Origin of the sequence: Bradyrhizobium sp. BR 1432 (genome assembly GCF_051547705.1) — a bacterium.
Classification (GTDB): Bacteria; Pseudomonadota; Alphaproteobacteria; order Rhizobiales; family Xanthobacteraceae; genus Bradyrhizobium; species Bradyrhizobium zhanjiangense.
In genome coordinates this window covers 6248713-6272550 of sequence record NZ_JBPUGF010000003.1, presented here as the reverse complement: position 1 = coordinate 6272550, position 23838 = coordinate 6248713, and the positions used below count along the sequence as shown (strand labels likewise).

Annotated in this window: 19 protein-coding genes and 3 pseudogenes; 6 read left to right on the top strand and 16 right to left on the bottom strand. The window is 65.3% G+C overall.

Translation table 11 applies throughout. The annotated features are described in order from the left end of the window. The first annotated feature begins 2 nt into the window (after nt 1-2). The 5 genes and pseudogenes from ACSKB8_RS30430 to ACSKB8_RS30410 all read left to right on the top strand — a co-directional run bounded on the left by ACSKB8_RS30430 (nt 3) and on the right by ACSKB8_RS30410 (nt 4946). Nucleotides 3-1289, top strand: coding sequence for an ABC transporter substrate-binding protein (locus ACSKB8_RS30430; protein WP_438108052.1), 1287 nt, complete (start codon nt 3-5; stop codon nt 1287-1289). Continuing rightward, nucleotides 1286-2212, top strand: a pseudogene (locus tag ACSKB8_RS30425) (carbohydrate ABC transporter permease). Before ACSKB8_RS30430 ends, ACSKB8_RS30425 begins: the two are co-directional and overlap by 4 nt. Then, nucleotides 2205-3062 carry a carbohydrate ABC transporter permease gene (locus ACSKB8_RS30420; protein WP_438108051.1) on the top strand — a complete coding sequence of 286 codons (858 nt, stop codon included), beginning with the start codon at nt 2205-2207 and terminating at the stop codon, nt 3060-3062. Before ACSKB8_RS30425 ends, ACSKB8_RS30420 begins: the two are co-directional and overlap by 8 nt. 10 nt (nt 3063-3072) lie before the next feature. Continuing rightward, on the top strand, nt 3073-4182 hold the full coding sequence (locus ACSKB8_RS30415; protein WP_438108049.1) for an ABC transporter ATP-binding protein: 1110 nt from the start codon (nt 3073-3075) through the stop codon (nt 4180-4182). Next, nucleotides 4179-4946, top strand: coding sequence for an SDR family NAD(P)-dependent oxidoreductase (locus ACSKB8_RS30410; RefSeq protein WP_438108047.1), 768 nt, complete (start codon nt 4179-4181; stop codon nt 4944-4946). Before ACSKB8_RS30415 ends, ACSKB8_RS30410 begins: the two co-directional genes overlap by 4 nt. Before the next feature lie 104 nt (nt 4947-5050). On the opposite strand, the gene lpxB is transcribed toward ACSKB8_RS30410, so the two are convergent. The 3 genes from lpxB to lpxA are packed head-to-tail and all read right to left on the bottom strand — an operon-like array spanning nt 5051 to nt 7894. Continuing rightward, nucleotides 5051-6229: a lipid-A-disaccharide synthase gene (gene lpxB / locus ACSKB8_RS30405; RefSeq protein ID WP_438108046.1), complete on the bottom strand. Its 1179-nt coding sequence runs from the start codon at nt 6227-6229 to the stop codon at nt 5051-5053. Next, nucleotides 6226-7083 (bottom strand): LpxI family protein, encoded by an 858-nt coding sequence (locus ACSKB8_RS30400; RefSeq protein ID WP_438110743.1) that lies wholly within the window; start codon nt 7081-7083, stop codon nt 6226-6228. The genes lpxB and ACSKB8_RS30400 overlap by 4 nt, the downstream gene beginning before the upstream one ends. A gap of 19 nt (nt 7084-7102) precedes the next feature. Further along, nucleotides 7103-7894 carry an acyl-ACP--UDP-N-acetylglucosamine O-acyltransferase gene (gene lpxA / locus ACSKB8_RS30395; protein ID WP_438108044.1) on the bottom strand — a complete coding sequence of 264 codons (792 nt, stop codon included), beginning with the start codon at nt 7892-7894 and terminating at the stop codon, nt 7103-7105. Between the two features lie 177 nt (nt 7895-8071). Here lpxA and ACSKB8_RS30390 point away from each other — a divergent pair, with 177 nt between their 5' ends. After that, a complete protein-coding gene (locus ACSKB8_RS30390) occupies nt 8072-8416 on the top strand; it encodes a KTSC domain-containing protein (protein WP_438110741.1) in 345 nt (114 codons plus the stop codon). A 6-nt stretch (nt 8417-8422) separates the two neighbouring features. Here ACSKB8_RS30390 and fabZ read toward each other — a convergent pair whose 3' ends face one another. The 13 genes and pseudogenes from fabZ to ACSKB8_RS30325 all read right to left on the bottom strand — a co-directional run bounded on the left by fabZ (nt 8423) and on the right by ACSKB8_RS30325 (nt 23775). Continuing rightward, nucleotides 8423-8884 (bottom strand): 3-hydroxyacyl-ACP dehydratase FabZ, encoded by a 462-nt coding sequence (gene fabZ / locus ACSKB8_RS30385; protein WP_091885814.1) that lies wholly within the window; start codon nt 8882-8884, stop codon nt 8423-8425. Further along, the gene (gene lpxD, locus ACSKB8_RS30380; protein WP_438108042.1) at nt 8881-9948 is read right to left on the bottom strand and encodes a UDP-3-O-(3-hydroxymyristoyl)glucosamine N-acyltransferase; all 1068 of its coding nucleotides are present in this window, start codon (nt 9946-9948) and stop codon (nt 8881-8883) included. The genes fabZ and lpxD overlap by 4 nt, the downstream gene beginning before the upstream one ends. A gap of 125 nt (nt 9949-10073) precedes the next feature. Further along, a pseudogene (gene bamA / locus ACSKB8_RS30375) lies at nt 10074-12591 on the bottom strand (outer membrane protein assembly factor BamA). Nucleotides 12592-12769: 178 nt separating this feature from the next. Next, nucleotides 12770-13921 (bottom strand): RIP metalloprotease RseP, encoded by a 1152-nt coding sequence (rseP, locus tag ACSKB8_RS30370; protein WP_128941739.1) that lies wholly within the window; start codon nt 13919-13921, stop codon nt 12770-12772. A gap of 44 nt (nt 13922-13965) precedes the next feature. Continuing rightward, nucleotides 13966-15189, bottom strand: coding sequence for a 1-deoxy-D-xylulose-5-phosphate reductoisomerase (dxr, locus tag ACSKB8_RS30365; RefSeq protein WP_438108040.1), 1224 nt, complete (start codon nt 15187-15189; stop codon nt 13966-13968). 4 nt (nt 15190-15193) lie between these two features. Next, nucleotides 15194-16036, bottom strand: a complete 843-nt coding sequence (locus tag ACSKB8_RS30360) for a phosphatidate cytidylyltransferase (protein ID WP_438108038.1) — start codon at nt 16034-16036, stop codon at nt 15194-15196. After that, entirely contained in the window at nt 16033-16791 is a 759-nt protein-coding gene (locus ACSKB8_RS30355) for an isoprenyl transferase (protein WP_438108037.1), read from the bottom strand. The genes ACSKB8_RS30360 and ACSKB8_RS30355 overlap by 4 nt, the downstream gene beginning before the upstream one ends. Before the next feature lie 12 nt (nt 16792-16803). Beyond that, entirely contained in the window at nt 16804-17367 is a 564-nt protein-coding gene (gene frr, locus ACSKB8_RS30350; RefSeq protein ID WP_091885834.1) for a ribosome recycling factor, read from the bottom strand. Between the two features lie 66 nt (nt 17368-17433). Next, nucleotides 17434-18151, bottom strand: a pseudogene (gene pyrH, locus ACSKB8_RS30345) (UMP kinase). A gap of 61 nt (nt 18152-18212) precedes the next feature. Then, nucleotides 18213-19136: a translation elongation factor Ts gene (gene tsf, locus ACSKB8_RS30340; RefSeq protein ID WP_438108035.1), complete on the bottom strand. Its 924-nt coding sequence runs from the start codon at nt 19134-19136 to the stop codon at nt 18213-18215. Nucleotides 19137-19269: 133 nt separating this feature from the next. After that, the gene (locus ACSKB8_RS30335; protein ID WP_370990084.1) at nt 19270-20265 is read right to left on the bottom strand and encodes a 30S ribosomal protein S2; all 996 of its coding nucleotides are present in this window, start codon (nt 20263-20265) and stop codon (nt 19270-19272) included. 212 nt (nt 20266-20477) lie between these two features. Continuing rightward, a complete protein-coding gene (locus ACSKB8_RS30330; protein ID WP_438108034.1) occupies nt 20478-23024 on the bottom strand; it encodes a caspase family protein in 2547 nt (848 codons plus the stop codon). A gap of 223 nt (nt 23025-23247) precedes the next feature. Next, nucleotides 23248-23775, bottom strand: coding sequence for a DUF2846 domain-containing protein (locus ACSKB8_RS30325; protein ID WP_176945512.1), 528 nt, complete (start codon nt 23773-23775; stop codon nt 23248-23250). Nucleotides 23776-23838 lie beyond the last annotated feature (63 nt).

Here is a 23838-nt window from a genome sequence, read left to right as displayed (position 1 = left end):
CCATGCCGATCACAACAACAAGGCGCCGTCTGCTCGCTGGATCTGCTGCCGCACTCGCGCTGCCGGCATTTGCCCGCGCCCAGGGCGCGGTCAAGCCGCGCCTGACCGCGATCTCTCAATGGTCCGCGGGCAGCGACGGGGCGGCCATCACGGCGCTCGGTAAGAAATTCGAGGAGAAGGGAGGGGTCTGGCAGCACTCGCCCGTCCCCGGCTTCACCACCGAGATGATGAACAAGCTGCGCGCTCAGATCATGGCCGGAGATCCTCCGGCCTGCTCGCAACTCAAAGGTCCCGAGATTGCAGCCTGGTCGAAGATTGCCCCAACCGTCGATCTTGACGCCGTTGTCGCTGCCGCGGGCTACGAGAAGGTCGTCGCTCCAGATCTTGCACGATTGCATAAGCCGGGCGGCAAGTGGATCGCGCTGCCGTTGCAGATCTACAGCACCAATATGCTGTTCCTGTCCAAACGCGCGATGGACAAGGCCAAGGCCGACAAGATTCCCGTCACCTGGGCAGACTTCAATGAGCTTGCTGAAAAGATGAAAGCAGGCGGTGTCCCCTATCCCATCGCCAACGGTGGTACCCGCCCGGACGACGGACAAAAATTCGAGGCTTCTCTGGCGGGCATCAGTCCAACCGCATACCGCGCGGCCATCATGAATCTCGACAAGAAAGCTCTGGAGGGTCCCGAGCTCAAGGCCGCGTTCGCGCAGGTGCGCAAGATCGCCGACTGGATGGATCCCAACGTCGGCGCCCAACACTTTTCGACCAACCTGAAGCGCTTCGTCGACGGCGACATGGGCATGATGATCATGGGCGGCTGGGCGCAGGGCGTATTACGCAATGCCGGTTTCAAGTTCGACGACTTCATGATTGCGCCGGGCCCCAGCGACAATGGCAAGCCGGTGTTCCTGTTGAACGCTGATGCGTTCATCTTCTGGCAGCGCAAGGAGCCTGACCTCCAGGCCGGTCAGATGCTGATGGCTCAGCTCGTCATGGATCCGGCGATCCAGACGATGTATTCGCAGATTACGGGATCGATACCCGTGCGCACCGATGTCGATCTTTCCGGTGAAGGCTGGTCGGACGGTCAACGGCGGACTGCAGCAGCCCTGAAAGACGCTATTGCCAGCGATCAGGCGGTTCTGAGCCTTGCGCACAATATGGCTCAGGAAAACGGAATGACCGCAGCGATGATCGACGTGATCACGGAGTACGTGAAGAACAAGACGATCAAGCCGGAGCAAGCCGTCACCCGCCTTGCCGATGCCGTCGAGAGCGCACGTTGACCCAGGCCGTCGCGACAAGACCGGGCCGGCCGGCGCCTTCGGACGTGGTGCGCCGGCTGCCCGAATATCTGATGATCTGGGTGCCGCTGCTGCTGTCCGCCGCGCACCTCGTGTCGTTCTCGCTGTGGACGATCTGGATCTCGTTCACGCCATCCACTCTGGTGCCGGTCTCGGGCTGGGTGGGGTTGCGCAACTACACGGCGGTCGCGGCATCGCGGAACTGGCAGATCGCCTTCGACAATTTGCTGCTGTTTGGCAGCGCTTTCGTGCTGCTGAGCGCGGTGACCGGCCTCATCCTTGCGATCCTGCTCGATCAGCGCATTCGCGGCGAGAACCTGCTGCGATCCATCTTCCTCTACCCCCTGGCGGTGTCGTTCGTGGTCACCGGCACGGTCTGGAGTTGGCTGCTCAATCCCGGCCTTGGGATCCAGAAGCTGGTCCATGACCTCGGCTGGACCTCCTTCAAGTTCGAACTGGCTGATCGACCGCGACATGGCCATCTGGACCATTGTTATCGCTGCCATCTGGCAATCCTCGGGCTTCGCCATGGCGCTCTTCCTTGCCGGCCTTCGCTCGGTCGATGCCGATCTCATCAAGGCTGCGCAGATCGACGGCGCAGGACCGGTCCGAATGTACCGGCGCATCATTCTGCCGACGCTTTGGCCGATCACCATCACCGTCGTCGTGATCCAGTTGCAGTTCGCGATTTCGGCTTTCGACCTTGTCCGCGCGCTCACCAACGGCGGGCCGGGAATCGCAGACTCGAGCTGCCGGCACTTGTCGTCTACGACCTGATGTTCCAGCGCAGCCTGCTCGGCCGCGGGGCAGCGGCGGCGGTGCTCATGCTGCTGATTCTTCTCGCGGTGCTGCTGCCGTATGCAGCGTGGCGTTATCTTCAGCGGCGGCGGGCGGCCCATGCGTGACCGAACCTTCGCACCAGGCCGGATTTTGATCTATCTCGTCGTTTCGCTGATCGCTGCAGCATGGCTCGCGCCATTGGCTGTTGTCGTCCTGAACTCGCTCCGCAGCAACGAGGAGATCGCGCAGGCCTCGATGATCGGCTGGCCGCAGCAATGGGCCTGGAGCAATTACGCCGCAGCCTGGAGCGGCTTCTGCGTCGCCGAGACCTGCGCCGGCATCCGGCCGTACATGCTGAACTCCGCGCTCGTCACGATTCCTGCGACGATTTTCTCGACCATGCTCGGTGCGATCGCCGGTTATGCCGTGTCGCTCTGGCGTTTTCGCGGCGACAGCTGGGTCTACGGAATCGTGACCCTCGGCCTGTTCCTTCCCCAGCAGATGCGCCTGCTTCCCTGGACCATCGTGCTGCGGGACATCGGTCTCATCAACACGCTGGCGGGCCTCGTGCTGATTCACACCGTCCAGGGGCTCTCCTTCACCACGCTGTTCTGCCGAAACTACTATGTCGCCATTCCCCATGAATTGATCAGGGCCGCGCGCATCGATGGCGCCGGGTTCTTTCGTATTTTCTGGCGCATCATTCTGCCGCTCTCGCCTCCCATCCTGATCGTCACCGTGATCTGGCAGTTCACGCACATCTGGAACGAGTTCCTCTATGGCGTGACGTTCACGAGCGGCCAACAGCAGCCCGTCACGGCTGCTCTCATCGCGCTATCTGCTGCAGTTGCGGATATCCCACAGCATGGCGTGCAGAGCGCAGCGGTGATCATCGCAGCGCTGCCCACATTGTTGATCTATCTCCTCGGCGGCAGGTACTTCGTACGCGGCCTTACCGCCGGCGCAGTGAAATGATGGATTTGTCATGGCAGCACTAAGCATTCGCGCCCTGTCCAAGCGCTACGCCAATCTGGAGGTGCTGAAGGGCATCGATCTCGACATCGAGAGCGGCGAATTCACCGTGTTGGTCGGACCGTCCGGCTGCGGCAAGTCCACGCTGCTCAACATCGTCGCCGGGCTCGACCGGCCGAGCGCGGGAACGATCGAGATTGGCGGACGCGTCGTCAACGACATCCCGCCCAAGGACCGCGACATCGCCATGGTGTTTCAGTCCTACGCACTCTATCCCTCGATGACGGTGCGCCAGAACATCACCTTCGGCATGGAATGCCGCCACGTGCCGAAGGCCGAGCAGGAGAAGGCGGTGGCGAATGTGGCGAAGCTGCTCCAGATCGAGCCGCTGCTCGGCCGCAAACCGTCGCAATTGTCCGGCGGCCAGCGCCAGCGTGTGGCGATGGGTCGCGCGCTGGTGCGCAATCCCCTGCTCTTCCTGTTCGACGAGCCGCTGTCCAATCTCGACGCCAAGCTGCGCGTCGAGATGCGAATGGAGATCAAGCGGCTGCACCAGCGCATCGGCGCCACCATCGTCTATGTCACCCACGACCAGATCGAGGCAATGACGATGGCGACACGGATCGCAGTGATGCATCAGGGCAGCGTGCAGCAATTCGCCGATCCCGATACCGTGTACCGCTATCCGGCCAATCTGTTCGTGGCGCGTTTCATGGGCTCGCCGCCGATGAACACAATGCCGGCGCGGCTCGAGACCGGGAATGACGGACCTGTGGTCGTGATCGGCGCCGGGCGGCCGGACGAGGTTCGCCTGCGCCTGAGGGGATATGAGGCCGCAGCATCCTTCGTCGGTCGCGAGGTGGTGTTCGGGATCAGGCCGGAATGCATTGCCGAAGCCAGCCGCGCGTTTTCCGGCGATGCGCCTGTCCTCGTCAACGCACCGGTGGAAATGGTCGAGCCGACGGGTGCCGAGACGATGGTGTTGTTGCGGCTCGGGGGCGAGCCCGCGATGGCGCGAATCTCGCCCGATATCCGCCCCACGCTCGGCGCGTCCGCCTCTTTCGCGCTCGACACACGGCGCATTTGCCTGTTCGACCCCGAGACGGAGCGACTGATCGCATGACGAAGACGACCTATTCAGGCCTTGCGGGGCGCGTAGTGTTGATCACCGGTGGCGCCAGCGGCATCGGCGCCGCCTTCGTACGGGCTTTCGCGTCCCAGGGCGCCCGCGTCGCCTTCCTCGACATCGACACGAAGGCCGGTGAAACGCTGGTGCGGGAGGTGGCGGCCGCGTCCGAGACTGCGCCACTGTTCGTGCCCTGCGATCTCCTCGACATCGAAGCCATGCGCACCGCGATGGCGGAGGTCCACCGTTCGCTGGGCGATGCCGCCGTTCTCGTCAACAATGCCGCCAACGATCAACGCCAAATTCTTTCGGAGGTGACGCCGGCCGAGTTCGACTGGATGATCGGCGTCAATCTCAAGCACGTCTTCTTCGCGGCGCAGGCGGTGGTGCCGCAGATGCAGGCGCGCGGCGGCGGCTCGATCATCAACATGTCGTCGATCGCCTGGATCCGCGGCGCCCCGGCGCTGCCGGTCTATGCCGCCGCGAAAGCGGCGATCGTCGGCTTCACCAACTCGCTGGCCCGGTCGGTCGGCCCCGACCGCATTCGCGTCAACGCGATTGCACCGGGCATGGTTATCACCGAGCGCCAGCGCCGGCTGTGGTACCCGGAGGAGCAGGCCATCGCCGAGATGCGCGCGCGTCAGGCCGTCCCCGATGCGGTGACGCCCGACGACATCGCCAACATGGCGCTGTTCCTCGCCTCCGACGAGAGCCAGCGTATCACGCGCCAATGCTTTCAGGTCGACGGCGGTCTCGGCTAGTCCTGTAGGGAGGGCAAAGCGCAGTGTGCCCACCGTCTCTCTACGCAATTGATGAGGAGAAAGGGTGGGCACGCTTTCGCTTTGCCCACCCTACGAAATCCGTCTTACCGCCTACCCTTGCGCATCGTCGCGAGCACGATGTCGGCGGCGAGCACGCTCGGCGACTTGTTGCCGGTCGACATGATCTGATCGAGCCGGGCGAACGCTTCGACCTGCTCCCGGCGCAGCGGCGAGTCCGTCAACAGCGCGGCGAGCGCCGGTGCCAGCTTCTGCGGCGTGCACTCCTCCTGCAGGAACTCCGGAATGACGTCCTTGCCGATCACGAGATTAGCGAGGATCACCGAGGAGACGCGGATCGCGCGGCGCAGGATGAAGGCCTCGATGGCGCCGACGCGATAGGCCGTCACCATCGGAATGCCCGACAGCGCGAGCTCGAGCGTCACCGTGCCGGATTTCGCCAGCGCCGCGTGCGCAATGCGGAAGGCGGCGCGCTTGTCGTTCTCGCCGATCACGATCTGCGGCTTGACCGGCCAATTCGCGATGCCTTCGCGGATGGTCGCTTCGAGGTGCGGCATGGTCGGCAGCATCAATTCGAACGCGCGCCCCTCCGCCTGCAAGCGGCCGAGCGTCGCGCCGAACACCTCGAGGTGATGCCGGATCTCGCTGCGGCGGCTGCCGGGCAGCACCAGGAGCACCGGCGGCTCACTGTTGCGGCGCTTCTGTTCCTCCGCGTTCGGCCGCAGCGAGCCCAATTGCTCGACCAGGGGATGGCCGACATAACTGCATGGCGGCCCGCCCAGCTTGCGGTATTCCTCCGGCTCGAATGGCAAGAGGCCGAGGACATGGTCGACATAGCCGAGCATGGTCCGCGCCCGTCCCGGCCGCCACGCCCAGAGCTGCGGCGACACGTAATCGACGATCGGAATCGCCGGACTGCGCGAACGCACGCGGCGGGCGACGCGATGGGTGAAATCGGGGCTGTCGATGATGACGAGCGCGTCGGGCGCGGCCTCGGTCACGGCGTCGGCCGTCTTACGGATCAGCCGCAGGATTTTCGGCAATTGCTGAACGACGGCGGCGAAGCCGACGATGGAGAGCTCCTCGATCGGAAACAGGGTCTCGAGCCCCTCGCGCGCCATGGTGCGGCCGCCGACGCCTTCGAACTGCACACCGTCGCCGAGGCGCTGCCGCAGCACTTTCATCAAGGCGCTGCCGAGCCGGTCGCCGGATTCCTCCGTGGCGATCAGGAAGATCTTGCGCTTGGGATCGCGGCTCTGCATCACGCCGGCAGGCCGATGACGAAGAGGTATTTGGCGTCGGCGAGCGCGATCATCGCCTGCGGCTCGGCCGCAATCGTATTGCCGGCGATGACGGCGATGCCGGCAAGGCCCGCCTTGGCGACGCCTTCGATGGTACGCGGGCCGATCGTCGGCAGGTCGAAGCGCAGATCCTGGCCGCTCTTCGGTGCCTTCACTAGCACGCCGCGGCCCATGGCCGCGCGAATGCGGCCCTCCTCGCGCAGCCGTGCGACACGCGCGAGCAGCGCGTCGGTGCCCTCGATGTCCTCGACCGCCACGACATGACCGTCGATCACGACCGCGGCCTGGCCGATGTCGAACGGACCAAGCGCAGTCAGCACCGCCCGGCCGCGCTCGATGTCGGTCTTGCCAGTGTCGCTCGGCCAGGCGCGGCTGATGCAGCCCTCGGGCATCAGCAGATCGGGCGCGACGTCCTTGATGCCGACTATGCGAAAGCCGTCCTGCTCGAGGATGCGGCCGACGCCGGACAACAGATGATCGTCGCCGCCGCGGAAGGCACGAATGACGCTGCCGAGCAGGCGCAGCGTCTTGACGTCGAACCGGATCTCCGAGAGCGACGGCCGCACCAATGTGCCGATGAAGATCAGGTCGCGGCAGCCTTCTTCGCGAAACAGCCGCATCGCGCGGCCGAGCTGGCCGACCGAGATCCAGCGGTGGCGGAATTTCTCCACCCGCGCCGGATCGCAGGCCCCGCGCAGCGGAAACAGCACCGGCGTGATGCCGCGCGCGGCGAGCGATTCGGCGACCGCAAACGGCATCGCGCCGCCGCCGGCGACCACGCCGATAGGTGAGGAAATCTCCGCAGCCGCCGATGTCATGCCCGCGGCCATCCCAGGATCACTTCGCGATGGCGGGAAGACAGAGCGGGCGCTTGCCCTTGCCGATGAAGTCGAGGATTTCGGCGATCGCAGGGTCTTCGCCCGCGAGCGGCCGCGCGGCCTCCAGCCGTTCGGCGAAAGTGCCGGGACCATGGAAGAGTTTTTGGTAGAACCCTCTCACGGTCGCAAGCCGCTGCTTGGTGAACTTGCGCCGCTTCATGCCGATCAGATTGAGGCCTTCCAACACTGCATATTGGCCGTTGACGAGGCCGAACGGGATGATGTCGTCGCGCACGCCACACACACCGCCAACCATGACCTGCGGGCCGATGCGGGTGAACTGGTGCACTGCGGACAGGCCGCCGATGAAGACAAAGTCGCCGATCTCGCAGTGGCCGCCGAGCGTTGCCGACGTCGCGAAGATCACGTCATTGCCGACATGGCAGTCGTGGCCGACATGGCTGCAGTTCATGAAATACCCGCGGTCCCCAACCGTGGTGACGCCGCCGCCTGCGACGGTGCCAGCATTCATTGTCACGGATTCGCGGATGGTGCAGCCCGAGCCGATCTTGAGCTGCGTTAGCTCGCCACGATAGCTGAGCGATTGCGGCGGCGTGCCGAGCGAGGCGAACGGGTAAATGGTGCAACCGTCACCGATCGTGGTCTGCGCCGTGACATGCACATGTCCGATCAGCTTGCAGTCCGCGCCGATCACGACGTTCGGGCCGATGATGCAATAGGGTCCGATCTCGGTGCCCGCGCCGATCACGGCGCCGTCCGCGACCCGTGCGGTGGGATCAATTTTGCTCATCAAGCCAATCTTACTCGTCAAGAAGGTCTGGTTATGTATTGAAGTCGCTTGGTTTTCGGCTGGTTAGCGCGACTATGCCCGATCTGTCCAGTGACGTATCATCTCGGCGTGTTTCATGTGCCGGATGAGGCGGCCTTCCCGGCCCATCAACAGGTTCATGTGAAGCTTGAGGTGATCGTGGTCAGGACCCTGGCACTTCTGCTCGCCCAGCTCGCGACGGCTCCGATCGTGTCCGAGACGGTCGAGACCGGCGAACGCCGCCTCGTCGATCTCGGGACATTTGAATGCCGGGACATCACCCGCAGCACGGTGCTTCAGCGGGTCTGTTACGATCGCGCGCAGCAGAATCTGGTTGTCGCGAACAACGGCGCCTATGACCGCTATTGCGACGTGACGCCCGATACGGTCGAGCGTCTCCTCGGCGCGCCCTCCATGGGGCAGTTCTTCAACCAAAATATCAAGCCCGAGGCGACCACCGGGAGCTACGCGTGCCGGACACACGAGCCGGCCCAGAGGGATTGATCCCGCTCAGTCCGTCAGCATGGCGCCGACGTCGGCTTCCGCAACGATCTGCCCGTTGACCTTGGCATCGCCGTGAAACCACCACATGGCTTTGCGGCGGCCGAGCGAGCGCATGTGATACTCGATGGTATCGCCGGGCAGCACGGGCTTGCGGAACTTGCACTTGTCGATGGTCAGGAAATAGACCGCGCGCGGCTTCTCGGTGCCCTCGACCGACTTGATGCCGATCACGCCCGCGGTCTGCGCCATCGCCTCGATCATCATCACGCCGGGATAGACTGGGCGCTCGGGAAAGTGCCCCTGGAAAGCCGGCTCGTTGAAGGTGACGTTCTTGATGCCGATGCCGCTGTAATCGGCGCGGATGTTGATCACGCGGTCGATCAAGAGCATCGGAAAGCGGTGCGGCAGGGTCTGGAGGATCGCGTTGATATCCACCAGTTCGAACTTAACAGGTGATTCCACCGTCATTCCCGTCCCTCGTCCTTCGCATCGGCCTTGCTGTCGCGCACCAGGCGCTCCACCGCGATGATCTCCTTGAACCACTGTTTGGTCGGCTTGGCGAAATGCCCGCCCCAGCGTCCGCCAGGCGGGATGTCGTCCTTGACGGCGCTCATGGCGGTCACCTGAGCTCCGTCGCCGATCTTGAGGTGGTTGTTGATGCCAACCTTCGCTCCCAGCGCCACGTTGTCGCCGATGGTCAGGCTGCCGGCGAGGCCGATCTGGGCCGCCAGCAGGCAGTGCCGCCCGATCGTCACATTGTGGCCGATCTGGACCTGATTGTCGATTTTGGTCCCTTCGCCGATCACGGTGTCGCGCAAGGAGCCGCGGTCGATCGTGGTGTTGGCGCCGACCTCGACGTCATTCTGGATCAGCACCCGCCCGGTCTGCGGCACCTTCAGGTGGCCCTCAGGGCCGAAGAAAATGAAGCCGTAGCCGTCCTGGCCGATCGAGCAGCCCGGATGGATCAGCACGTTGTTGCCGATCAGGGAGCACTGGATGGCCGTGCGGGCACCGACATTGCAGTCCCGGCCGATCTTGACGCCGGGGCCGATCACCGCACCGACGCCGATCACGGTGCCGCTGCCGATCTCGGCGTCCGGGCCGATCACGGCCAAGGGATCGACGATCACGCCATCCTCGAGCCGGGCCGTCGGATCGATGATGGCGGACGGCGCGATGCCGTCATTGCCGACCCAGGATTGCGGCCTGAGCGCGTCTCCGTGCCATTCCCGCGCGATCCTGACGAAGGCACGGAACGGCTGCGTCACCCGCAGCACGGCCACATGCGCGGGCACCTCGGCCTCGAAGCGCGGGCTCACGAGGCAGGCCCCGGCCCGGGTCGCCTTGAGCTGATCGGCATATTTCAGGTTGTCGAAGAACGCCAGATGCATCGGGCCGGCTTCGTCGAGCGAAGCAAGGCCCGTGATGATCCGGCCGCCCCTTTCGGGGTCGACCAGCTGCGCCTTGGTCAGCGCGGCAATGTCAGCCAACGCTGAGGCAGGCGGTTTTGTGAAGAAGGTCGGCTGCGCCATTCCACCCCGTCGCGGTCCGGCTTCGGCATGAAGCGGTCAGGCCGCATCATGCCTCATCTGCAGGATTGGCACGATCCCTTTCGGAAACCGGCTCCAGTGATCCGGATCGTGCCGTGCTGATCGAATTAGAACGTGGTGCCGCCGCCGAACCGGAACTCCTGCGTGCGGTCGTACTTGCCCTTGGTGAGCGGCACGGCGTAATCGAAGCGCAGCGGACCGAACGGCGACTGCCAGATCAGGCCGACACCGACCGACGTGCGGACCACTTTGCTGTCGTCATAAATGAGGCCGGTACAGGTTCCGGTGCTCGTCGGATTGATGGTCGACGGGATACAGCCCGGCACATTGACCTCGTTGGTAGCGGTCCAACTCGTCGGTCCCTTATAGTCGTAGAGACCGCCGGCGTCGGCATAGACCGCGCCCTTCAGACCCACTTCCTTGGGCAGGAACCAGAACGGCATCTGCAATTCGAGCGAAGCGCCCCAATACTTGGTGCCGCCGAGCGCGTCCTGCGTACCGAACGGATTCAGGTCGCGCGGGCCGATACCATTCGGCGCGAAGCCGCGGACGAGGTTCGGGCCCATCTGGAAGTGGTCGAGCATCCGCAGATCATCGTTGATCTTGGTCAGAATACCGCCCTGCAGACGGACGATGCCGACGATGTCAGACACCAGCGGAGCGTAATACTTTCCGTCCGCAACGGTCTTCAGATAGCTGACGTCGCCGCCGACGCCGGCGAAATCCTGCCGAAAGTCGATGAGCAGACCGTCGGTGGGGTTCTTGTTGTTGTCCAGCGTGTTGTAGGTCAGCGTGTAGCCGAGCGCCGAGGTCAGGGTCTTGCCGTTGGCAAGCTCCTTGCGCACCGGCAGCGAGGCTTCGCCGTCGCTGTAGCAGCCGAGGCCATTGGTCGAGCTCAGGTCGATGCCGTTCACGGCGGCGAAGGCCGGGCTCGGGTTGAACGAGCTGCCCGGATTGTTGTTACAGTTCGTCAGGTAGTACGGCAGCGTGATTTCCTGCTGGTAGATCGAGTAGCGCAGCTGGAGCGCCAGGTCTTCACGCAAGGAGAAGCCGAGGCGCGGCGAGAAGCCGAGCGTCTTGGTGCCGTAGGAGATGTAGCTGTTGGCCAGCTGCTGGCGCTGATAGAGGTCGAGGCCGAGCGCCACGCGGTAGTCGAGCAGATAGGGCTCGACGAACGACAGCGAGTAACCGCGCGCATACTGGCCATAGGTCACCGACGCCTTGGCGAACAGGCCGCGGCCGAGCAGATTGCGCTCGGAGATCGAGACTTCGGCCAGCGCGCCGTCGGTCGTGGAGTAGCCGCCCGAGATCGAGAAGTCGCCGGTCGATTTCTCTTCCATATCGACGATCAGGATCACGCGATCGCTCGACGAACCGGGCTCCGTCGTGATCTTCACGCTCTTGAAGTAGTCGAGGTTCTTCAGCCGCCGCTCGGCGCGGTCGACCAGCGCGCGGTTGTAGGCATCGCCTTCCGAGATGTCGAACTCGCGGCGGATCACGTAGTCGCGCGTGCGGGTGTTGCCGCGCAGGTTGATGCGCTCGATATAGGTGCGCGGGCCCTCGTCGACGTTGAACACGACGGAGACGGTATGGGCCTCGAAATTGCGATCGCCGCCGGGACGAACCACCGCGAAGGCATAACCGCGGCGCGAAGCCTCGATCTGCATCTCCTCGACCGACTTCTCGACCGATTCGACGTTGTAGAGCGAGCCGACATTGATGCGCGAATAGGTGCGCAGCGAGGTGGGGTCGAAGTTCGGAATGCTGGAGCGGAAGTCGACCGCGCCGACGCGGTATTGCGCGCCTTCCTCGATCTTGAAGGTGACGTTGAAGCCCTTCTTCTCCGGATCGTATTCGGTGAGCGCGGCCACGACCTGGACGTCGGCGAAGCCGTGCTTGAGATAGAAGCGGCGGATCAGGTCGCGGTCGGCCTCGACGCGATCGGGATCGTAGATGTCGCCGCTGGCGAGGAAGCTCAGCAGGTTCGATTCGCGCGTCTTGATGACGTCGCGCAGGCGATAAGACGAGAACGCACTGTTGCCGACGAACTCGATCGACTTGACGCCGGTCTTGGCGCCCTCCTCGATCGTGAAGATCAGGTCGACGCGGTTGTTCGGCTGCTCGATGATTTCAGGCGTGACGCGCACGTCATAGCGGCCGGACCGGCGATAGATCTCGGCGATTCGCAAGGTGTCGGACTGCACCATGGCGCGGGAGAAGGTGCCCCGTGCCTTGGACTGGACCTCAGCGGTGAGCTGCTCGTCCTTGATCTTCTTGTTGCCCTCGAAGGCGATGCGCCCGATCACCGGGTTTTCCACCACGGAGACGATGATCTGGCCGCCGGGGCCACGATTGATCCTGACGTCCTGGAACAGGCCGGTCTCGATCAACGCCTTCAGGCCGTCGTCGATGGCGCCTTGATCCAGGCGGCCGCCCGGACCCGGCTTGAAATAGGAGCGGATCGTCTCCACCTCGACACGGCGATTTCCTTGGACGGAAATCGACTGGACCGTCTGAGCAAGCGCAGACGAAGACACGAAAACAGCCCCAACCGGGGCAACCACCGGCGCGCCGAACATGATCAGGGTTGCGAGCAAGCCCCCGGAGTCGCAGTCCAAACTTCATCGCGCAACGCGCCCTTATCATTCCGTACCAGACCCAACCCCAACGCCGATCTGGAAAGATTCCCCAAGTTCAGGCCGCTTGTAGCCAATTTCACCGACGCCGCAAACGGTCGAGCGCGCCGCAATTTCAATTTCATTCCAAGACGTTGCTCAACAGCAACGCCACAAAAAAGCCCCTATCAGGAAGCCGCCATCCGAAGGATGTCGTTGTAGGTCGCAAACACCATCAACATCAGCACCAAACCGAGCCCGATTCGGAACCCCATCTCCTGAGTCCGTTCGGACAGAGGCCGGCCGCGGACCACTTCCGCCGCATAGAACATAAGGTGACCGCCATCGAGCAGCGGGATCGGGAACAGGTTCAACAGGCCGATCGACACCGACAGCACCGCGCACAAATTGATCACGAACTGGAATCCGGCGCTGGCCGCCTGCCCCGACATCTTCGCGATTCCCAGGACGCCGCTGACCTCGTTGGGATTGCCGTTTCCGACGAACAACGAGCCCAGGAACTTGAAGGTGCTGGTGATGATGAACCAGACCTGCTCGACGCCGATCTTGAGCGCTTCGCCGATGCCCACCGGAGCGGTCGAGGCCTCACCGGCCTGCGACTTATGCTCGACACCGAGCACGCCGACGCGATGGCGGTTGCCGAAGGGATCCTTGCGCTCAAGCAGTGCGGGGGTCGCGGTCAGCGACACGATGGCGCCGTCCCGCTTCACCTGGAACGCAAGCGCTGAACCTGCGCTCATCGCAACGATTCGCTGCATGTCGGCAAAGCTCTCGATCGGCTTGCCGTCGATCTGGACGACGACGTCCCCGATCTTGAAGCCCGCCGCCGCCGCCGCGCCGTCGGCGACGACGCCGTCGACGCGCGCGATCGTGCTCGGCTTGCCGTAGTACAGCGCCATGGCGGCGAAGATCAGCGCGCCCAGGATGAAATTGGCGATCGGTCCGGCTGCGACGATGGCGGCGCGCGGGCCGACCTTCTTGTGGTGGAAGCTGCCGGCCCGCTCCTCGGCCGTCATGGCCGCGAGCGTCTCGGCCGACGGGGTCGAGGCCTCGCTCTCGTCGCCGAAAAACTTGACGTAACCGCCAAGCGGAATCGCGGAGATCTTCCAGCGGGTCCCGTGACGGTCGTTGAAACCGACCAGTTCAGGTCCGAAACCGAGTGAAAAGGTCAAAACGCGAACGCCCGCCCAGCGCGCGACCAGGAAATGGCCGAGCTCGTGGAAGAACACGACGATGGTCAAGACGAACAAGAAGGGGATCGCGTAACCGAGGAGCCCATGGCTCAACGTATTGAAACTATGGACAAAAAAGTCGATCATCGAATTCCCTCATCCAGCGCCGCAAGGCCCTGGCCCCGAACCATCTAGGATGCCTTTAAGGCAATTTGAGGCAATAGGGCGGCAGCTTTATTTCGCGCAACATGGTCAACGGAGATTGCATCATCGGCCGAGGTCATCGGAGCCTGGTTCCCGCTGCGGACCCAGTCATCCAGCGTCGCCTCGACCAGGCGCGCGATCGCACCAAACCGGATCTTGCCGGCGATGAAGGCGGCGACAGCGACCTCGTTGGCAGCGTTGTAGACGGTGGTCGCTCCCTTCCCGGTCCGGAGCGAATCGTAGGCCAGGCGCAGGCCCGGGAACCGCTCGAAATCCGGCGCCTCGAAGGTCAGCTGGCCGATCTTGGCCAGGTCGAGCTTGGCCGCCGGACCCTTGATACGGTCAGGCCAGCCGAGACAGTGCGCGATCGGCGTCCGCATGTCGGGCGCGCCGAGCTGGGCCACGACGGAGCAATCGGAAAACTCGACCATGCCGTGGATGATCGACTGCGGATGAACGAGCACGTCGATCTCGTCGGGCGCGAGCGCGAACAGATAGGACGCCTCGATCACCTCGAGCCCCTTGTTCATCATCGAGGCGGAATCGATCGTGATCTTCTGGCCCATGCTCCAATTGGGATGCTTCAGGGCCTGCTCGAGCGTGGCCTGCTCGATGTCGGCAGGCTTCCAGGTCCGGAACGGGCCGCCGGAGGCCGTGATGATGACGCGGACGAGCTCGTCGCGATTGCCTGAGCTCAGCGCCTGGAACAGAGCATTGTGCTCGGAATCGGCCGGCAGGATGCAGGCGCCGGCTTTTGCCGCGCGCTGCATGAAGAAATCGCCGGCGCAGACCAGGCATTCCTTGTTGGCGAGCGCGACATGCGCGCCGCGATCAACCGCGGCCAGGGCCGGCTTCAGTCCGGCGGCGCCGCTCACGGCCGCCATCACCCAATCGGCAGGACGCGCACCCGCCTCGATCACCGCGCTTTCGCCGGCGCCGCATTCGGTGCTGGTCCCGGCCAACGCGGCCTTCAGCTCGGCGAGCTTGGAGGTGTCGGCGATCGCGACGTAGCGCGCGGAGAATTCCTTCGCGAGCTTGGCCAGCGCTTCGACATTGCCGTTCGCCGTCAGCGCCTCGACGCGATAGCGTTCGGGCGAGGCGCGCAGCAAATCCATCGTGCTGTCGCCGATCGAGCCGGTGGCACCGAGTACCGTGACGCTGCGGACGGCAGACGCAGCAAGCCTGTTGTTACGCAATGGGACCGCGCTCATATCCTCACCAAACCATAAGACCGCTTCCGGCGCTATGCACACCATGGCGGAGAAAGCCGATAATCCATGCCGCCAGGATGGCGGCAACAAAGCCGTCCAGGCGGTCCATAAGTCCGCCATGGCCGGGAATTAAGTGACTGGAATCCTTGACGCCGAAGCGCCGCTTCACCGCGGATTCGAACAGATCGCCCAATGCCGATACCACCGACAGGATGGCGCTGACGAGCAGCAATGGCGCCATCTTTCCGAGCCCGCAAGCCGCGAAGCCCACCGCAACCAAGAGGCTTGCGACAAAGCCGCCGAGAGCGCCCGCCCAGGTCTTCTTGGGACTCACGCGTGGCCACAGCTTCGGTCCACCGATGCTGCGGCCGGCGAAATAGCCGCCGATATCGGTCGCCCACACCACGAGCAGCACGAACATCAGGGCGGCGAACCCGTTTAAGAGATCCTGCCGCACCAGGATCGAGGCCAGCAGCGCCGCCGATGCATAGGCAAATCCGGTAGCCGCCCAGACGAACTTGCCCCGCGCGATCAGCGTCACGATCGCACCGCCGATGAAGCCGGCGATGACAGCCGTCTTGAGCGCGCCGAAGGCAACGCAAAATCCCATGATGGCGATGACGATAGTCCCCGTCCCAGTCAGCGCGACCGAGCCCGCGCCCACCACCATCAGCCATTCCGCGAACAATCCGATCGATACCAGGGTGACAAGAAGTGCCCACAGCCAGCCGCCGGCGTAGGCGAGCGCAATGGCGAGCGGCGCCAGCACGAGCGCGGCGAGAACCCGCAGCACGAGATTGCTCGGGGCAGGCGCAGAGCCCGCCGGTGCGGCGTCGGGTTCGCTCACGAGGCGGTTTTCGCGACCAGGCCGCCGAAACGGCGCTCGCGCCTGGCAAATTCGGCGATCGCGCTTTCCAGCGCCGCCTTGTCGAAATCGGGCCAGTGGATCGGCACGAAGACGAGCTCGCTATAGGCGGCCTGCCACATCAGGAAGTTGGACAGGCGCTGCTCGCCGCTGGTGCGGATGATGAGATCGGGATCGGGAATGTCGGGCGCATCGAGATGCGCGCCAAGCGTCTCGGCGTCGATCGTGGCGGGATCCCGCCTGCCCTCTGCGACCTCGCGCGCGAGCTTCTGCGCGGCCTTCGCGATCTCCTGCCGCGAGCCGTAGTTGAAGGCGACGACGAGCGTGAGGCGCGTGTTGTCGCGCGTCAGCTCCTCCGCCTCGCTGAGGAGCGCGCAGATGTCGCTCTCGAGCCCTTCGCGCTCGCCGATGATGCGGACCTTGACGCCGTCGCGATGCAGGCTCGCCAGATCGTTGCGGATGAAGCGCCGCAGCAGGCCGAAAAGATCGCCGATCTCGCTCGCCGGGCGCGACCAGTTCTCCGAGGAGAACGAGAAGATGGTGAGATAGCGAATGCCGAGCTCGTGCGAGGCGCGCACCACGCGGCGCAGCGCGTCCACGCCACGGCGATGCCCTTCCGCACGCGGCAAGCCGCGCGCAGCCGCCCAACGCCCGTTGCCATCCATGATGATGGCGACATGCGCAGGCGCGTCGGACCGGTCGGGTCCTTCCGTTGCGGGCGCGGTGGCGTTGGACATGAAGGCGATGCCTTAAACGGTGAGGATTTCTTTTTCCTTGGCGGCCAGCAGCTGGTCGATCTCGGTGATCGTGCCGTCGGTCGCCTTCTGCACCTCGTCGGCGTGACGCTTCTGGTCGTCCTCCGACATCTCGTGATTCTTCTCGAGCTTCTTGAGCACGTCGAGACCGTCGCGACGGACGTGGCGCGCAGCAACCTTGGCGGCCTCCGCGTATTTGTGCGCGACCTTCACCAGCTCCTTGCGGCGCTCCTCGTTGAGCTCGGGAATACGCAGGCGCAGCACCTGGCCCTCGGTCGCGGGCGACAGGCCGAGGTTGGAATCGACGATCGCCTTCTCCACGGCCTTGACCATCGACTTGTCCCAGACCTGCACCGAGATCAGGCGCGGCTCCGGCACGCTGACGGTGGCGAGCTGATTGAGTGGCATGTGAGTGCCATAAGCGTCGACCTGCACCGGATCGAGCATCGAGGCGGAGGCGCGCCCCGTCCGCAGGCCGCCAAGCTCGTGCTTGAGGGACTGGACGGCGCCCTGCATGCGGCGCTTCACTTCGTTGAGGTCGAAACTACCCGTGGCCATCACGTTTCTCCTTCAAAATCCCGGCGACCGCTCCGCGCCCTTCTATTGGGGCGCGACGACGAGCCGTCAGCCGGCGACAATGGTTCCGTGGCCGGCACCACGCAGAATCGCACCGATCGAACCCGACTGCGCGATCGAGAATACAATGATAGGCAGCGACGTCTCGCGGGCAAGCGCGAAGGCGGTGGCATCCATCACCTTGTAGTCGCCCTCGATGGCCTGCGAATGCGTCAGCCGGTTCGAACCGCGTGGCGGTCGGATCCTTCTTCGGGTCGGCCGAGTAGACGCCGTCGACATTGGTCGCCTTCAGCACCGCCTGGGCGCCGATCTCGGCGGCGCGCAACACCGCGGTCGTGTCGGTGGTGAAGAACGGATTGCCGGTTCCGCCGCCGAGCAGCACGATCCGGCCCTCGGCGAGGTATTTGTGCGCCGCGGTGCGGGTGAACAGCTCGGAAATCTCCGGCATGACGAAAGCGGACAGCGTGCGCGCCGGCGTGCCCTTGCGCTCGATCGCCGCTTCCAGCGCGAGGCAGTTCATCATGGTGGCGAGCATGCCCATGGTGTCGCCGGTCGGGCGCGATACGCCGCGGGATGACACCTCGACACCACGCACGATATTGCCGCCGCCGATCACGACCGCGACCTCGGTGCCGAGCTTGCGGGCGGCAATCAGATCGTCCGCAACCCGGTCCACGGTCGGCTGGTCGATACCAAAGCCCTGCTGTCCCGCGAGATATTCGCCGGACAGCTTGATCACGACGCGACGATAGACCGGATCAGTCATGAGCACTTTCCTTGTCCGGGCGCCGCTTCCGGCGGCACGCCGGAAGGAGGTGTTCCGGCGCTTACTTCTTACCGCTGGCCGCCGCGACCTCGGCTGCGAAGTCGCTTTCCTGCTTCTCGATTCCCTCACCGAGAGCATAGCGCACAAAGCCCGCGATCTTCACTGGCCCGCCGACCTTGCCCTCGGCCTCCTTCACCGCCTGCGCCACCGACTTGCCGGTGTCGTGGATGAAGGCCTGCTCGAGCAGGCAGACTTCCTTGTAGTAGGTCTTGAGGCCGGACTCGACGATCTTCTCGATCACGTTCTCGGGCTTGCCCTGCTGGCGGTATTTGTCGGCGAGCACGTCCTTCTCGCGCTTGACGACCGCCGGATCGAGGCCGGACGGATCGAGTGCCAGCGGGTTGGTGGCGGCGACATGCATGGCAATCTGGCGGCCGAGCGTTGCGAGCTCGTCGGCCTTGCCCGGCGATTCCAGCGCCACGATCACGCCCATCTTGCCGGCGCCGTCGACGACGGCCCCGTGGACATAGCTCGACACCACGCCCTGGCTGACTTCGAGCTGGGCAGCGCGGCGCAGCGTCATGTTCTCGCCGATGGTGGCGATCGCGTCATTGATCGCGGTCTCGATCGTGACGTCGCCGACCTTGGCGGCCTTGATCTTCTCGACATCGGCGCCGACGTCGAACGCGACCTGGGCGATCATCTTGACCAGCCCCTGGAACTGGCCGTTGCGCGCCACGAAATCGGTCTCGGAGTTGACCTCGACCACGACGCCCTTGGTGCCCTTGGTGAGCGCGCCAATCAGCCCCTCTGCCGCGACACGGCCCGACTTCTTGGCGGCCTTCGACAGGCCCTTCTTGCGCAGCCAGTCCTGCGCTGCTTCCATGTTGCCGTCGTTTTCGGTCAGGGCGGCCTTGCAGTCCATCATGCCCGCGCCGGTCGACTCGCGCAGGTCCTTGACCATCGCAGCTGTGATCGTTGCCATCGTTGAAAATCCTTTGTGCCTGCCGGTTTGCCGCGGCGCGGCATCGAAGCACCCCGCCGCGGTCCATCTCAGGAATTCGCGTCAACTGAAATGGTGGCCGGATCCTATCCGGCCAACCCATCGCTCTTTTTGACTATTCCGCTTCTGCGGTCAGCGCCTTGGCCTTGGCCACCCAGGCATCCGCGCGGCTCGGCAGACCGACTTCTTCGCCGATCGTGTGCGCGGTGTCGTGGTCGAGCTCGGCGAGCTGCCAGTAGTGGAAGATGCCGAGATCGTTGAACTTCTTCTCGATCGCACCCGACACGCCCGGCAGCTTCTTGAGGTCGTCCGCGGTGCCGCGGGGACCTGCAAGGCCCTGGAAACCGCTCGACGAGGGCGCCGGCAGCTCTTCGGCGAGCGGCTGGGCCGAGGCGCCGATGTCGACGCCCGAATCGCCCTGCGCGCGCGAAATGCCGTCGATTGCCGCACGCGCAATGAGATCGCAGTACAGCGAAATCGCGCGGCCGGCGTCGTCATTGCCCGGCACCACATAGGTGATGCCCTTGGGGTCCGAATTGGTGTCGACGATCGCCGCAACCGGGATGTTGAGCCGCTGGGCTTCCTGGATCGCGATGTCTTCCTTGTTGGTGTCGATCACGAAGATCAGGTCGGGCAGACCGCCCATGTCCTTGATGCCACCGAGCGAACGATCGAGCTTGTCGCGCTCGCGCTGCAGCGTCAGGCGCTCCTTCTTCGTGTAGGAATTGGCTTCGCCGCCCGACAGCACGTCGTCGAGGTGACGCAGGCGCTTGATCGAGGCCGAGATCGTCTTCCAGTTGGTCAGCGTGCCGCCGAGCCAGCGCGAATTGACGAAATACTGCGCGCAGCGCTTGGCTGCGTCCGCAACGCCGTCCTGCGCCTGGCGCTTGGTGCCGACGAACAGGATGCGGCCGCCCTTGGCAACCGTGTCGCTGACGGCCTGGAGGGCCTGGTGCAGCATCGGCACGGTCTGGGCGAGGTCGACGATGTGGATGTTGTTGCGGGTGCCGAAAATGAACGGTGCCATTTTCGGATTCCAGCGGTGAGACTGGTGACCAAAGTGCACGCCAGCTTCGAGCAGCTGACGCATGGTGAAATCAGGAAGCGCCATCGTTCTAATTCTCCGGTTGGTTCCTCCGGAAACGTGTGAGCAAAACGGAGCGTTCTCGCCCCGGTTGCCACCGGACGGCCTTTTGAGCCATGTTTCCGTGTGAGATGGCGCGCTATATAGCGCCATTTCGGCCAGAAGCAAGGAAATTAAGGGCCTTTCGGGGGGCGGTTTTCGCCCGCGAGAGGCCCCTTTTAGAGAGATCGGGCCGTGCCTTAGCACTTCGGCTGGTTCGGCGGGCACTTCTTTGCCGCCGGCGGCGGAGCCGCGGGGTGTGGCGGAGGCGCTGCCGGGCGCGGCGGTGGCGGAGGCGCGACGGCCATCCGGGGCGGCGGCGGTGGTGCCGGCCGAGCCACCGGCGGCGGCGGCGCGGGCCGTGCCATCGGCGGCGGCGCTGGCCTTGCGACCGGCGGAGGCGGCGCCGGCCGCGCAGCCGCCACGGGCGGAGCCACCCGTGCCGGTGGAGGCGATGCGACACGCGGCGGAGGCGGCGGTGCCGGGCGCGCGACGGCGGCCGGCGGCGGAGGCGTCGGTCGTGCCACGGCTTGCGGCCGCGGTGGCGGTGCGGACGGCCGGGCAGCCTGCGCCGGCGCAGCCGACGGATGATTCGGCGGCTTGATCGGCTCGCGCGCGGCCGAGGGTGGCGGCGTGACCGGTCTGCCGGCGGTGGTCGGAGGCGTGCCGTGCCCACCCGCCGCTGGCGGCGGCAAGCTGGCCGGCTCGCGGGTCGCGGATTTGGCGTGATCCGCAGGCCCGGCCCCAGCTGGGCTCTGTGCCACCGGTGGCTTCGGCACTTGGCCGGGCCGAGCGGCCGGACTGGTCGCGGGGGGCGCAGCCGTCCCTGGCGCGACAGCCGTTGGCGCACCGGAATGAGCCGGCGGTGTTGTGCCGGGCGCAGCAGTCGTCGGCGCCCCCGGATGGGTCGGCGACGGCGCACCGGGTGCAGTCGCCGTCGGCGGCACGGGCCTTCCGCCCGGCAGAGGCCCTGCCCCCGCGGGCGGCGCCGGTGGGCCGCCGTGAGCGCCGGGGACCGGCAGCGTGTTGGCCTGCGGCAGCCTGGTCGGTGGCGCAGCGGTTGGCGCAACAGTCGGAGCGACATTCGCCGGCGCCGCGGCAGGCGCTCCAGGTCTAGCCGTAGGTCTAGCCGTCGGCTGGATGCTCGCACTCGGTGGCATCGGCGCCTTGCCCTGCTGGATCAGGGCAGCGCGCTGGACGACGGCCTGTGGCACCGCCGGACCTGCCGGGTTGGCGCGTCCGGCAACGGCTGGCGCCAGATTGCCCGGCGCAGGCGCCGCGCCCGTCGGCGTGGCTGGCGGACGGTCGATCACGGTATTGATGACCGTGGTGTTGTGGATGTTCTGGTAGATGATGTTGTTCGGCGGCGGCGCGACATAGACCGGCGGCTGGACGAACGCCGGGATCGGCACGAACACCGGCTGCGGCAGCACGAACAGGCCGACCACGGGCAGCGGCGGCGGCAGCACGACGAAATCCGGCGGCGGCGGCGGCAGATAGTAGACCGGCGGCGGCGGTGGCGGCGCGAAGCCAAAATCAGGATCGCTGAAATACAGCACCGGGCGATCGACATAGACCACCTCCTCCGGCGGCGGTGGCGGCACGTCGTAGTCGATCATCGCAAAGCTCGGCGGCGGCTCGGCCGGCGCGGTGAGGATCGCAAGGCGCCGGCGCGCATCCGCCGCATGCGGGCCGCGCGGATAGCGACGCAGATACGACCAGTACGCTTCGGGCGTGTCGGTGCGGTAGGTCCGCCGCCAGGTGATGGCTTCGCGGCGCGCCGCGACGATCGCCATCACGCGCTTTGCGAGCGGATCGTTCGGATAGGCCACGAGAAATTCCTCATAGGCCGGCAGCGTGTCGCGCTCGAGCGCGGCGGCATAGGCATCCTGCACGCCGAGATCGCGGATCGGCTTGTTGCGGATCGCAGCGACCTGGTCGGGCGCGGCCTCCGGCGGTGGCGCATCCGGCCCACGCTCGAAGAACGAAAATGGGGCGGTGATCTTCTGCTCGTTCCAGGGCACCTGCGCGCCCTTGCTGGCCTCGTTGACGCGCAGGCGGACGCGATCGAACACCCCGGGCAGCGGCAGGCCGCCGGTGCGGATCATCTCGGCAAGCGACTGCGCGTAGATGCCGTAGGGTCCCGGCTCCTCCGGCGCCACCGTGCCGGGCGCCGCATTGAAGGCGATCAGCATGTTCGCCTCGGGCTCGACCAGCGCGAGGCCACTCGCGATCGGCTGGCCGCCTTCGATGAATGGCTGCGCGCGGGCCGCATCGAGCACGACGATGTTGGCCTTGAGCGGAATGGCGGCGAGCTGGCGGACATAGTCGCTGACGCGCAAGGCTTCGGTCGGAATGTCGGTGTCGCGGGTGATGTTGGAATCGACCGGGATAAAATAGTTCTCGCCGGCAAGCTGCACGCCATAGCCGGCAAGATAGATCATCGCGACGGTGCCAGGGCCGGAGGCCTGCGCCTTCTGGATGAAATCGCGAAAACTCTTGCGCAGCGTATCGCCGTCGAGATCGCGCGCGCCGACGACGTCGAAGCCCGCCGCTTGCAGCGTTTGCGCAATCAGGCCGGCATCGTTCGCAGTGGTCGCCAGCGGCGATTTGGCATAGGCGCCGTTGCCGACCACGAGCGCGATGCGCTTTTCCTGCTGCTGGGCGCGCACGGGTCCCGGCGCGCCGGCGGCAAGGGCCACGATCGGCAGGAGAAGGCAAATGAAGACTTTGAGCGTCCCACGCATGGCTTGCTTGCCCGCTATTGTTGTTGAGGTGCCACCACGCATGAAGCGCGCAGCCGGCTGAACGGCGGTTGAACGAAAAGCTCGGATTGAGGCGGTGGCATGGCCACGCCGCTGCTGCCGTCAGCTCCAGATCACCCTCAAGTCAGCCTCAAGTCAGCTTCGAAACGGCGCAAGGCTCCTTCAAGTCGCTACCCTGTGCGATCGGATCGTCGTGCAGCGCACCTCACTCCACAGCTTGCAGCTCGGCGAGCTTCGTCCGCGCGGTCGCCTCGTCCAGCGCAACGAGTTCGGCCGGCCCGGGATTGGCGTCTCCTGCTGTCGCCACGGAAACGACGGCAAGCCCGGCCAAGCCGCCTACGATCGCGCCGCCGGTCGCGGCGTCGTGCCTGGGGCTGCTCTTGATGAGGTAGAAGTGCGTCCGGCCGGCTTCCATCACGATCTCGCGCTTGGTGTCGCCCGGAAACATCAGCTCCGTCACCAGCAATTCGTGGCGACCCGCCGGCCGATCGGCATAGGCGTATTTCCCAGCCACGACTTTGCCGAGCGGCGCACCGTCGAGCTTCACCTCACAGGCGCAGATCGCCATGCTGAGGCCATTCCTCTTGTCCTGGAGCAGGACGACGCGCGAGTGCCCGGCGCGCGGTGGCCCGACCTTTTTCGACACAGAGGCAAAGTCGGTTCCGACCTGATCGCTGACACAGCCCACCAGCATCGCACCAACGGCCAACAACAACGCGCCCCGTCGCAGCATCGCACACCCCAGCCCATTCCCCGGGGTGCATGCTAGCTGGAATCAGCGACAGGTTGCAACAAC

Excerpts from the sequence above, each read along its gene's own strand:
- ACSKB8_RS30355 (WP_438108037.1), bottom strand. The coding sequence starts at position 16,791 with ATGTCCAACGCCACCGCGCCCGCAACGGAAGGACCCGACCGGTCCGAC.
- rseP (WP_128941739.1), bottom strand. The coding sequence starts at position 13,921 with ATGATCGACTTTTTTGTCCATAGTTTCAATACGTTGAGCCATGGGCTC.
- ACSKB8_RS30415 (WP_438108049.1), top strand. The coding sequence starts at position 3,073 with ATGGCAGCACTAAGCATTCGCGCCCTGTCCAAGCGCTACGCCAATCTG.
- dxr (WP_438108040.1), bottom strand. The coding sequence starts at position 15,189 with ATGAGCGCGGTCCCATTGCGTAACAACAGGCTTGCTGCGTCTGCCGTC.
- ACSKB8_RS30430 (WP_438108052.1), top strand. The coding sequence starts at position 3 with ATGCCGATCACAACAACAAGGCGCCGTCTGCTCGCTGGATCTGCTGCC.
- lpxA (WP_438108044.1), bottom strand. The coding sequence starts at position 7,894 with ATGAGCAAAATTGATCCCACCGCACGGGTCGCGGACGGCGCCGTGATC.
- ACSKB8_RS30325 (WP_176945512.1), bottom strand. The coding sequence starts at position 23,775 with ATGCTGCGACGGGGCGCGTTGTTGTTGGCCGTTGGTGCGATGCTGGTG.
- ACSKB8_RS30410 (WP_438108047.1), top strand. The coding sequence starts at position 4,179 with ATGACGAAGACGACCTATTCAGGCCTTGCGGGGCGCGTAGTGTTGATC.
- lpxD (WP_438108042.1), bottom strand. The coding sequence starts at position 9,948 with ATGGCGCAGCCGACCTTCTTCACAAAACCGCCTGCCTCAGCGTTGGCT.
- ACSKB8_RS30330 (WP_438108034.1), bottom strand. The coding sequence starts at position 23,024 with ATGCGTGGGACGCTCAAAGTCTTCATTTGCCTTCTCCTGCCGATCGTG.
- tsf (WP_438108035.1), bottom strand. The coding sequence starts at position 19,136 with ATGGCAACGATCACAGCTGCGATGGTCAAGGACCTGCGCGAGTCGACC.
- ACSKB8_RS30335 (WP_370990084.1), bottom strand. The coding sequence starts at position 20,265 with ATGGCGCTTCCTGATTTCACCATGCGTCAGCTGCTCGAAGCTGGCGTG.
- ACSKB8_RS30400 (WP_438110743.1), bottom strand. The coding sequence starts at position 7,083 with ATGACATCGGCGGCTGCGGAGATTTCCTCACCTATCGGCGTGGTCGCC.
- fabZ (WP_091885814.1), bottom strand. The coding sequence starts at position 8,884 with ATGACGGTGGAATCACCTGTTAAGTTCGAACTGGTGGATATCAACGCG.
- ACSKB8_RS30420 (WP_438108051.1), top strand. The coding sequence starts at position 2,205 with ATGCGTGACCGAACCTTCGCACCAGGCCGGATTTTGATCTATCTCGTC.
- frr (WP_091885834.1), bottom strand. The coding sequence starts at position 17,367 with ATGGCCACGGGTAGTTTCGACCTCAACGAAGTGAAGCGCCGCATGCAG.